Genomic DNA, 10,639 nt, shown 5'->3' with positions numbered 1-10,639 from the left:
GCGACCTCACATCCAGTTGTCGAAGGGGCGGCCATTGTATAGGCCAAGCCACGAGTTATCCACACGACATCTGCCGCAAAAAGCACTGTGGACAACATCGGTATTCTTCAAGTATCCGCATCGGGACAGGCTGGGGAGTATCCGCGCACAAGATTTCGACTGTGGACAAGACGACAGTTATGCACATGGCCATGCACAGGCTGAACGCAGGTTGCCCACCACTTATCGCCAGAGCTGTCCTATCGACATGCAATTGAGCAAGATAGGAAAAAACAGGTTATCCACAGCAACTGCCTTCCTTAATAGTTATTGGTTATTCAGAACTACTTCTCTGTAGTAATGACAGCAGACCCGCGATCTTCGAATCACGCGAGGTGCGAGGGGCTGTGATCGCGTCGGCAGAATCCCGGGTTATCCACTGCGACTTTTCGGCACGCCTGACACGCCAGGGTCGGGAGTGCACAGCCACTCGCCAGAAACGCGAATCCTTGAGGCTCACGACCGAACACAGGACTTGCACCCTTCCTGCGCATCGCCATGGCGGGCGATGCCAATCACTCAGCCCCACTGAGCGCTGAAAAAGCGCTGATCGCTTGCCTGGTGAGCGGTGCCTGTTGGCTCAAAGACGCCAAATCGAATTTTTTTGTGCCCGAAGGCCTGTCTTGCGCGTGATCCGCGTGAGACACGAAGCGCCATATGGCGGGCGGCGTAGACGATATCTGTCGTCAAATGCCGCGAACGGGCTGTGGACAACTTCCAACGCGACATTGCAAGCCACTTGCAGATTCACTAGAATCCCTGCCCCTGACCAATCTGCCCTGTCCTCATGTGGATACAGGGCAACATTCGTTGACCTTTTCCAAACAACCACGTGGGAAGAAGCAGCTATGAAACGCACATTTCAGCCGAGCGTCCTGAAGCGCAAGCGCACACACGGTTTCCGTGCTCGTATGGCGACCAAAGGTGGCCGTGAGGTCATCCAGCGTCGTCGTGCGAAAGGCCGTAAGCGTCTGAGCGCCTGATCGAGGCCCGGATGTCCCGTCAGGGATTTCCCCGGCAGCTTCGCTTGCTGACTGCCGGGGATTACCGGCACGTCTTCGATCACACCACCCTCAAGGTACACGGCAAGGGGCTTCTAGCCCTGGCGTGTCCGAATGACCTGGGACATGCCCGCCTGGGGTTGGTGTTCAGCAAGAAGAACGTGCGCCGTGCCGTAGATCGCAACCGCCTCAAACGTCTGACGCGCGAATCCATTCGCCTCCGCCAGCAGCGCCTTCCGGCCGTCGACATCGTCGTACTGGCCAAACGAGGCGTGACCGAGCTGGACAACGAGACTCTGCATCGCCAGCTGGACGGCATGTGGGCTCGTCTGGAGAAGGACGCCAGACGCCAGAAGGCGGCCAAGTCAACGCCACCTGCCTGACGCGACACCTGCCCGGTGCGTCCGGCATGTGGCGTTTTTTTCGTTATACGCCCTACCGTTCGTGACCGGACTCATCTGACTCCCCGCCAGATTGATTCACCCTCCAACGGGTATACACCATGGACGTCAAACGATTACTCCTCGTGATTCCGCTTGCGGTTGTCGCCTATCTGATGGTGGTCCAGTGGAACAAGGACTACGACCAGCCGGCTGCGGAAACACAGGCTCCCCAGGTTGCCTCTCAGGCCGCCAATGCCACTGCGCAAGGCCTTGAAGCCCCAAGCAGCAGCACGACTGCCAATGGCGATACCGGCCTCTCCACGCCGGATAGCGCAGCAAGCACCCCGAGCAACAACCTGATTGAAGTCAAGACTGACGTGCTGGACCTGCGTATCGATCCGCAGGGCGGTGACGTGGTCTATGCAGCGCTGCTCGAGCACAAGCAGAACAACGCTTCCGAGTCGCCCTTCGTGCTGCTGTCCGACAATCAGTCACGCAGCTACGTGGCCAAGTCCGGCCTGCAGCTGGATGGCCACAAGGGCCGTATCGCCTTCTCTGCCGACAGCAACAGCTACACCCTTGCCGAGGGTGACGACAGCCTGCAAGTGGACCTGAAGGCCGACATCAATGGTGTTGCGGTCATCAAGCGCTTCACCGTCAGCCAGGACAGCTACCAGATCAAGGTCGACTACCTGCTGGACAACCAGTCACAGCAGCCGGTCAATGCTCGCTTCATCGGTCAGCTGGCCCGTGACAACAGCGCGGACCCAACCAGCGGTGGCGGCATGGGCATGAAGTCCTATCTGGGTGCAGCATTCTCTTCTGAAGAGAACCACTACCAGAAGGTCGATTTCGAAGACATCCAGGACGGCAGCTTCAAGAATGTCGACGTCCAGGGTGGCTGGGTGTCCATGATCCAGCACTACTTCGTGTCTGCCTGGGTGCCGGCTGACAACCAGAAGAACCTCTACTACGCCAACGTCGACAAGCAGAACCGCAATGTCGCCGCCTTCGCGAGCCCGACGACCCAGATCGCCGCGGGTCAGCAGGCTGAGCTCGGCGCGACCCTGTTCGTCGGCCCGAAGGATCAGGACCAGCTGGAAGCGACCGCTCCCTACCTGGAACTGGTCGTCGACTTCGGCTGGCTGTGGTTCCTGGCCAACCCGCTGTTCTGGCTGCTGGAGCACATCCACGCGCTGGTCGGCAACTGGGGTGCCTCCATCATCCTGCTGACCGTTCTGGTCAAGGTCGTGCTGTTCCCGCTGTCCGCGACCGCGTACCGCTCGATGGCCAAGATGCGCAAGATGGGCCCCGAGATGCAGCGCATCAAGGAGAAGTACGGCAGCGACCGCCAGAAGGTCTCCCAGGAGATGATGAAGTTCTACCAGACGGAGAAGATCAATCCGCTGGGGGGCTGTCTGCCGATCGTGATCCAGATGCCGGTCTTCATCGCCCTGTACTGGATGCTGATGGAATCCGTCGAACTGCGCCACGCGCCGTTCATGCTGTGGATCCAGGATCTGTCAGTGAAGGACCCGCTGTTCATCCTGCCGATCATCATGGGCCTGACGATGTTCATCCAGCAGCAGCTGAACCCGACGCCTCCGGACCCCACCCAGGCGAAGATCATGAAGATGCTGCCGATCGTCTTCACCTTCTTCTTCCTGTGGTTCCCGGCAGGTCTGGTGCTGTACTGGATCGTCAACAACACGCTGTCGATCGCTCAGCAGTACGTCATCACCCGTCAGATCGAGAATGCCGAGCCAACCAAGAAAGGCGCATGATGCCTTTCAGGTTCGCCTGACATGACTCACCCACGACCCTCGCCTCGGCGGGGGTCGTGGCGTTTCAGGGCCCTGATTCCGGGGGCTGCGCCGACACTCCCGCCGCAAGGCGCCTTTCCCGTCACCCCGCTTGCTGTCACGGGCCTCCAGCCGCGACAATAGCGGCCATCTCCTTCATCTTCATTCCGGCTTCGCGCCCGAGGTTTGTGCATGTCTACCGCCTACCAGCCTGACTCCATCGCGGCCCTGGCCACTCCGCCCGGCCGTGGTGGCGTCGGCATCATCCGTGTCTCCGGTCCGGCCTGTCAGGCCATCGCCCAGGCCATGCTGGGCCAATGCCCGCCGGCACGCCGCGCCCACTATGGTCCCTTCATGGGACTCGATACCCAGGGCAACCCCATCGCCCTCGACGAAGGCATCGCGCTCTACTTCCAGGGCCCGAATTCCTTCACCGGCGAGGACGTGCTGGAGCTGCAAGGGCACGGCGGCCCGGTGATCATGGACCTGCTGCTGGAGCGCTGCGTGCAGCTGGGCGCACGCCTGGCACGCCCCGGTGAATTCAGCGAGCGCGCCTTCCTGAACGACAAGCTGGACCTCGCCCAGGCCGAGGCCATCGCCGACCTGATCGACGCCAGCTCACGTGCGGCGGCCGAGAATGCGCTGCGCTCGCTCAAGGGCGAGTTCTCGACGCGCGTCAGTGCGTTGGTGCAGCGCCTGATCGAGCTGCGCATCTACGTCGAGGCCGCCATCGACTTCCCCGAAGAGGAAATCGACTTCCTGGCCGACGGCCATGTCGCGGCGCGCCTCGATGAGGTCAAGGCCGAGCTGGTGGGCGTGCGAGCCGCTGCCAACCAGGGCGCTCTGATGCGCGAAGGCATGACGGTGGTGATCGCCGGCCGCCCGAATGCCGGCAAGTCGAGCCTGCTCAATGCGCTGACCGAGCAGGACACCGCCATCGTCACCGATATCGAAGGCACCACCCGCGACGTGCTGCGTGAGCACATCCATCTCGATGGCATGCCGCTGCATATCATCGATACCGCCGGGCTGCGCGACACGCCGGACGCCGTCGAGCGCATCGGCGTGCAGCGCGCCTGGGACGAGATCGAGAAGGCGGACCGCGTCCTGCTGCTGGTCGATGCCGCCACCACCTCGGCGACGGACCCGATGGAAATCTGGCCGGAATTCGTCGCGCGCCTGCCGGACCCGTCCCGCCTGACGCTGGTCCGCAACAAGATCGACACCAGCGGCGAGACGCCGGGGCTGACCGCCATCACCGCAACGCAGGATGGTGATGCCGAGCTGGCACGCCACCAGGCCAGCGTGGTGCGCATCTCGGCGCGCGACAATCAGGGCCTCGATGCGCTGCGCGATCACCTCAAGGACATCATGGGCTTCACCGGCACCGCAGAGGGTCGCTTCAGCGCCCGCCGCCGCCACCTGGATGCGCTGGAACGCGCTGGCGAGTCTCTCGACAACGGCGACGCCCAGCTGCATGGCGCCGGTGCCGGCGAGCTGCTGGCCGAAGACCTGCGCGCCGCCCAGATGGCGCTGTCCGAGATCACCGGCGAATTCTCCGCCGATGATCTGCTCGGGGAAATCTTCGGCAGCTTCTGCATCGGCAAGTGATCGCGCCGAGCTGACTCCCGCCCGCAGGCGGGCTCTCTTGCCGACAGTGCTTGCGTCTGGCTGTCTCCCTCTCGTTATACTGCCTCTGCCGACCCCTCCGAGTGGCGGAGGCGGGCAGGGGCAGACCGGGAGCCGACATGGCGGGACGCGCGACATCGAACAGACCGCAGGATGCCCATCGCGAGTCCCGTGACTCCAGCGCCTCTCCCCCGCCGGCCCCCGCCGCTGAACTGACTTCCGGGCCTCTCCCCGAGGCCCCGTTGCGCCACCTGCTGCTCGACTTCTTCACCCGCCATTGGCCCCGCTATCTGCTGGCCATCGCGTTCCTGATCGGGGTCGCGGGGCTGAATCTGCTGTTGCCGTGGGCGATCGGCGCCACCATCGATGCGTTGCGTGATGGCAGCCTCGACCACGAGGCCTTGCTGAGCCGCCTGTTGTGGCTGGTAGGTGCAGGGCTTGCGCTCTATGCACTGCGCTATGCCTGGCGCGTGACGCTGTTCGGCACCGCCTATCAGCTGGGGACGGAACAGCGTGATGCCTTTCATGCCAAGCTGACGCGCCTGGACCCCGGCTTCTATCAGCGCCATCGCACCGGAGACCTGATGGCGCACGCCAGTCAGGACATCGATGCCGTGGAGATGGCCGCCGCGGAAGGTGTGCTGTCCAGCGTCGATGGCGCCATGACCTTCGTGCTGGTGCTCGGCATCATGCTGATCGCCATCGATGTGCCACTGACGCTGCTCGCCTTGTTGCCCTTCCCCTTCATGGCCTGGGCCTTCGCACGTATCTCGCGACGGATCGGAGAGCGTTTCCGCGAATCGCTGGAGCGCTTCTCGGACCTGAATGACCAGACCCAGGAAGCCTTCGCCGGCATTCGCATGCTCAGAAGCCATGCCTTGCTGGAGGATGAAGGCGCAAGATTCTCGCAGCGTGCCGCCGCCGCCGAAGCCGTCGATTATCGCGTCCAGAAGCTGGAGGCGGCCTTTGATCCGGTGGTGTTCATTGCGCTCTCGGCGGCGACGCTGCTGACGCTGGGCGTGGGGAGCTGGCGCTATCTGGATGACGCCATCACCCTGGGCCAACTGACCAGCTTCACGCTCTATCTGGCGCAGCTGATCTGGCCGATGTTCGCGCTTGGCTGGTGCCTGAATATCCTGCAGCGCGGCGCGGCAGCCGCACGGCGGCTGGCCACCTTCCACGCCGCACCACAAGCCCTTGAAGATAGCGGCACCCTAGACAAGGTCAGTGACCATTCACTACGCCTTGAGATCAATGAATTCCACTACCCGGGCAGCCAGCAACGTGCTCTGGGGCCTCTCTCTCTTCAGGTGGCGGCAGGGGGCAGTCTAGGGATCGTCGGCGCGACCGGCAGTGGCAAGTCCACCTTGCTGCGTCTGCTGTCGCGCAGCTGGCCTCTGACGCCTGAGCAAGGGGTCTTGACGCTCGGCGGCAGAGAAGCGAGTGAGTACACACTATCTGCCTGGCGCCAGCAGTTCTCACTGGTCCCCCAGGACCCGTTCCTGTTTGCGCTCTCGGTAGCCGACAATGTCGCCCTCGCCTGCCCCGAGGCCTCCGACGAGCGAATTCGAGAGGCGCTGCGCGCGGCAGCCTTCGAGGAAGATCTGCGCCGCCTCCCCCAGGGGTTGGAAACGCTGGTGGGTGAGCGAGGCATCACGCTCTCTGGCGGCCAGCGTCAGCGGCTGGCACTGGCACGCAGCCTGCTCAGCGAGGCGCCTATCCTGCTGCTGGACGACACCCTGTCGGCGGTCGACCAGGTCACCGAACGCACCCTGCTGAAGACTCTCGCGCGCCTGCAGCAACCCGATCACCACGGCCTCAAGCGCACGCTGATCATCAATTCCCATCGCCTGTCTGCCGTGCAGGCCTGCCAGCAGATCCTGGTGCTCGAGGATGGGCGCATCCTGGAACAGGGCGATCACGCCAGTCTGCTGGCCGCCCGCGGCGCCTACTGGCGCCTATGGCAGGCCCAGCAGGTCAACCGCGAAGACGATGCCAAGGCGGAGCGCTCATGAGCCACGATGCCGCGACACGACCCGACACCCTCAGCGGCACTCGCCTGCTCAGCCGACGGCGCCTGGCATTGCTCTGGCAACCGCTGGGCAGGCGCCGCGCAGAGGTCCTGCGCGCGCTGTTGATCCTGATCGCGGCGACCGTACTGGATGTGCTTGGCCCGTGGCTGACCCAGCGCTATCTGGATGACTACCTGATTCCCGGCAACCTCGCCCCCGAGGCCCTGGCAGGATTGGTGGGCATCTACGTGATCACCCAGCTGGGCGCCGCCGCCGGACGCTATTTCCAGCAGCTGCGCTTTGCCCGCCTGGCCCTCGCCAGCGTGCGCGATATCCGTGAGCGAGTCTTCACACACCTGTTGCATCAACCACTATCGACCCTCGACAATATCGCTGCCGGTGAATTGGTGGCCCGCGTGACCAACGACACCGAGTCGCTCAAGGAGCTGTATATCGGGGTGCTGGCGACACTGATCGGCAATGTGGTGCTGTTGATCGGCATCCTGTCGGCGATGGCCCTGATGGATGGCACCCTGGCGATGATCGCGACGGCGCTGGTACCGCTCTCCATCGGCATGATCTGGCTGTATCAGCGCTTCTCCGGACGTGCTGCACGCGAGGTGCGCCGCCTGCGTGCCTTGCAGAATGCCAGAATCGCCGAGGCGATCGGCGGCATGAGTGTGCTGCAGGCAAGCGACCAGACCGAACGCTTCAGTCGGCGCTATCACCACCTCAACGTCTCCCAGTATCAGGCGCGCATGCGCACGGTGCGTGTGTCGGGGCTGCTGTTGCGTTCGGCCATCGACCTGATGGCGATGCTGATCACGCTCTCGCTGGTCGCCGTGTTCGGGCTGCGCGAATTGGGGGGCGGTGCGGAACTGGGAGTGCTCTACGCGTTCATCGCCTGGCTGGGGCGCATCAGCGAGCCCCTGATCCAGATCACGCAGCGACTGCAGGTCTTCCAGTCGGCGCTGGTGGCGACTGGCCGGCTGGAAGAGGTCCTGGACCGGCCACGCGAGACGCCTGAGCCAGACACGCGCGCCGCGAAGGCGGCCACGCGTCGGCAGTCGGACAACACCGTGATAGCGAGTGGTCACTATCAGCTCGAGCAGCTGACCTTCCACCATCAGGGTGCGGAGGGGCCGGCCCTCGATGGCCTGACGCTTGCCATCGAGAGCGGTGAGTTTCTCGGCGTGGTCGGCCCGACGGGCAGCGGCAAGTCCACCCTGCTCGATCTGCTCAGCGGGCAGCGCCCTGCCCCGGCGTCTCAGCTGCTGCTGGATGGTCGTCCGCTGATGGAGTGGTCGGCTCAACAACGCGCTACCGCGATAGCCGTCGTCCCGCAGGAGCCCTTCCTCCGCGCCACGACACTGCGCGACAACCTGCTGCTGGGGCGTGAGATCAGTCAGCAGCACCTGTCACGGGTTCTGCACAAAGCGCATCTGGCGCCGCTGGTCGATAGTCTGCCGCTGGGGCTCGACACCTTGCTGGGCGAGCGCGGCCTCAGTCTCTCCACGGGTGAGCGACAATTGCTGGCGCTCGGACGCGCACTGGTCACGACACCACGCGTGCTGTTGCTGGATGAGGCCACCGCCAGCATCGATAGCCATACCGAAGCCCTGTTGCAGCAGGCACTGCATGAGCTGCGTGGCGAAGTGACCTTGATCGTGGTGGCACACCGGCTTGCCACGGTGCGCGATGCGGACCGCCTGCTGGTGCTGGAACAGGGCCGCATCACCCAGCTGGGGGCCCATGATGCCCTGATGACAGAACCCGGCCTCTATCGGCGGTTATGGCGGGAAGACATCGCGCACTGATCAGGCCACTGGTCACCACAATACAAACGCCCCACGATGCACACGCCCCCGCGATCTAGACGCCCCACAATCTAGAAGCCCCACAATCTAGAAGCCCCACAATGCAAACGCCCCCACAGGCATGGCCTATGGGGGCGTTGTCAGTCCGAGCTCTTGATATGGCGCTCAGCGTTCTGCATTCACACCTGTCATCACGGCTTGCGCGGGCCGCGTGGCTTGTTGCCCTGTTTCTTGCCAGAGCTGTCCTTGCCAGCTGCTGACTTTCCAGAGCTTTCCTTGCTGGCGCCGCCCTTGGCAGCCTTGCCTCTCATGGCATTGCTTTCCTGCTTCTCACGCAGGGCACGCGCTTCACGCGCATCCAGCGGCTTGCCGACATCCTTGTTGTCTTCAGGACGTTGCTTGGCCGCGTACTTCCTGGGCAGTTTGGTCGTGCTGTTCGGGTTGACCTGACCATCACGACCGATCGCCGGCGTGCTGCGCATGCTGACCCGCGTGGAGCCTTCGCGGCGGCCCTTGCCCGGCACGCTGGAGGACCAGTCGCTCCAGCTGGCAGAATCCTTGCCCGCTCCCTTGCCTGCCGTCTCGCCCTTGCCACGCGGACGAGTCGGCTCGACAGCGGCCGTCGACTTGCGCTCGGCAGGCTTCTCGCTGACGCGCTTCTGGCTCGGCGCGGAATGCCCATGCACCTCATCCTTGACCTGCGCCTTGATGCTGGTCTTGGGCTTGGCAGTCGCGGAATGGCGCTTGCCCTTGGCCTTGGGCGTCGCACTGTCATTGCGCACGCGAGGCTTGGCCCAGCCTTCACCACGCTTGAGCTTCTCGCGCTTGGGCTTGGCCTGGGTCACCTCGACATCGCTGTCGCGCTTGACCTTCTGGTTGAGCTTGCGCAGCGACAGCAGGCGCTCACGCGGCATCGGCTTGGGCTCGTTGCGTTCGCGGGCGACTTCCTCCGACAGCCACCACAGGCCCTTGTGCTCGACGGCAACCGACTGCGGAGCCGGCAACGCGCCCTTGAGCACCTCGACCACTTCCTGCATGGCGGTGGAGAACTGACGATCGAACTGCCACGGCGGGTTGATCACCAGCATGCCGGAGCCGTACATGCCGTGCTCGCCTTCCGGCGAATCGATCGTCAGCTCGCTGCGCCACATCGGTGCCGGCGAATGCTTCTTGAGGCGCTCGAGCAGATCATGCTGACGACCCGCCGGCAGCAGCGGATACCAGATCATGATGGTGGCATGACGTGACTTGCGCAGGGTCTCGACCACGACCTCGGCGACATCACGGTAATCATTCTTCAGCTCATAGCTGGGGTCGATCAGCACGGCGACGCGCGGCGTGGTGACCGGCACGGCCGCCAACAGACCGGACAGACCATCCTGCTGACGACGCATGACCTTGCCGAGGCTGTCACGCTGCACCGGGGCCTGATCGAAGTGGTAGATCTCGCCCGGATGCAGCTCATAGGCCAACAGGCGATCGCCGCGACGCAGCGACTGGCTCAGCCACCAGGGCGAACCGGGATAGACGCTCAGCTCGCTGGCGCTGCCCTTGGCGGCATCCGGCTGCATGTCCGCCAGACGTGCCAGCCAGCGAGCCAGCGGCTTGTCAGCGGACGGGGACTTCGGCTCACCCGCATCGGTCAACCAGCGATCACGCACCTGCCACAACGGCAGAACGCCCTGCTCGTATTCGCGCAGCTGTTCCGTCTCGCGGGCCGCCAGCGGATACCAGCCACGACCGGCGTGAGTGTCGATAAACGTAACGGGAGATTCTTTACGTAATAGCTGCTCGGCCAGGGTGGTGGCGAGCAGGTGCTTGTGCAGGTCGGCAAAATTGCCAGCGTGATAGGCGTGCTGATAGGCGAGCAAGAGCGCCTCCTTGATACGGCGATACCTGCCACATCCAGCGAGGCAGCAGATAGAAATCGGGGGGCGGCGACGAGAGGAAAACCAG

7 protein-coding genes are annotated in these 10,639 nt (G+C 63.8%); 6 read left to right on the top strand and 1 reads right to left on the bottom strand.

Features of this window, described 5'->3' with window-relative positions; all coding sequences use genetic code 11:
- Positions 1–887 precede the first annotated feature (887 nt).
- From rpmH to H2O77_RS17750, 6 genes are all read left to right on the top strand, one after another.
- Positions 888–1,022 (top strand): 50S ribosomal protein L34, encoded by a 135-nt coding sequence (gene rpmH, locus H2O77_RS17775; protein WP_043331656.1) that lies wholly within the window; start codon positions 888–890, stop codon positions 1,020–1,022.
- Between the two features lie 11 nt (positions 1,023–1,033).
- On the top strand, positions 1,034–1,423 hold the full coding sequence (gene rnpA, locus H2O77_RS17770; protein ID WP_052384306.1) for a ribonuclease P protein component: 390 nt from the start codon (positions 1,034–1,036) through the stop codon (positions 1,421–1,423).
- A gap of 119 nt (positions 1,424–1,542) precedes the next feature.
- Positions 1,543–3,207: a membrane protein insertase YidC gene (gene yidC / locus H2O77_RS17765; RefSeq protein ID WP_043331659.1), complete on the top strand. Its 1,665-nt coding sequence runs from the start codon at positions 1,543–1,545 to the stop codon at positions 3,205–3,207.
- 210 nt (positions 3,208–3,417) lie between these two features.
- Entirely contained in the window at positions 3,418–4,836 is a 1,419-nt protein-coding gene (gene mnmE / locus H2O77_RS17760) for a tRNA uridine-5-carboxymethylaminomethyl(34) synthesis GTPase MnmE (RefSeq protein ID WP_043331660.1), read from the top strand.
- A gap of 137 nt (positions 4,837–4,973) precedes the next feature.
- Positions 4,974–6,869: an ABC transporter transmembrane domain-containing protein gene (locus H2O77_RS17755; RefSeq protein ID WP_215823645.1), complete on the top strand. Its 1,896-nt coding sequence runs from the start codon at positions 4,974–4,976 to the stop codon at positions 6,867–6,869.
- Positions 6,866–8,683, top strand: coding sequence for an ABC transporter transmembrane domain-containing protein (locus tag H2O77_RS17750; RefSeq protein ID WP_240548656.1), 1,818 nt, complete (start codon positions 6,866–6,868; stop codon positions 8,681–8,683). Before H2O77_RS17755 ends, H2O77_RS17750 begins: the two co-directional genes overlap by 4 nt.
- A 191-nt stretch (positions 8,684–8,874) precedes the next feature.
- Here the strand turns inward: H2O77_RS17750 and rlmJ are convergent, their stop codons facing one another.
- A complete protein-coding gene (gene rlmJ / locus H2O77_RS17745; protein WP_215823644.1) occupies positions 8,875–10,554 on the bottom strand; it encodes a 23S rRNA (adenine(2030)-N(6))-methyltransferase RlmJ in 1,680 nt (559 codons plus the stop codon).
- Positions 10,555–10,639: the final 85 nt, after the last annotated feature.

The organism is Cobetia sp. 4B (assembly GCF_018831605.1).
Taxonomy (GTDB): domain Bacteria; phylum Pseudomonadota; class Gammaproteobacteria; order Pseudomonadales; family Halomonadaceae; genus Cobetia; species Cobetia amphilecti.
Note: the sequence above shows the minus strand (reverse complement) of the source record. Positions and strands in the feature narration are given on the sequence as shown.

What these genes read in the sequence shown, in the direction of transcription:
- H2O77_RS17750 (WP_240548656.1), top strand. Translation starts at nt 6,866, where the DNA reads ATGAGCCACGATGCCGCGACACGACCCGACACCCTCAGCGGCACTCGC.
- rnpA (WP_052384306.1), top strand. Translation starts at nt 1,034, where the DNA reads ATGTCCCGTCAGGGATTTCCCCGGCAGCTTCGCTTGCTGACTGCCGGG.
- H2O77_RS17755 (WP_215823645.1), top strand. Translation starts at nt 4,974, where the DNA reads ATGGCGGGACGCGCGACATCGAACAGACCGCAGGATGCCCATCGCGAG.
- mnmE (WP_043331660.1), top strand. Translation starts at nt 3,418, where the DNA reads ATGTCTACCGCCTACCAGCCTGACTCCATCGCGGCCCTGGCCACTCCG.
- rpmH (WP_043331656.1), top strand. Translation starts at nt 888, where the DNA reads ATGAAACGCACATTTCAGCCGAGCGTCCTGAAGCGCAAGCGCACACAC.
- yidC (WP_043331659.1), top strand. Translation starts at nt 1,543, where the DNA reads ATGGACGTCAAACGATTACTCCTCGTGATTCCGCTTGCGGTTGTCGCC.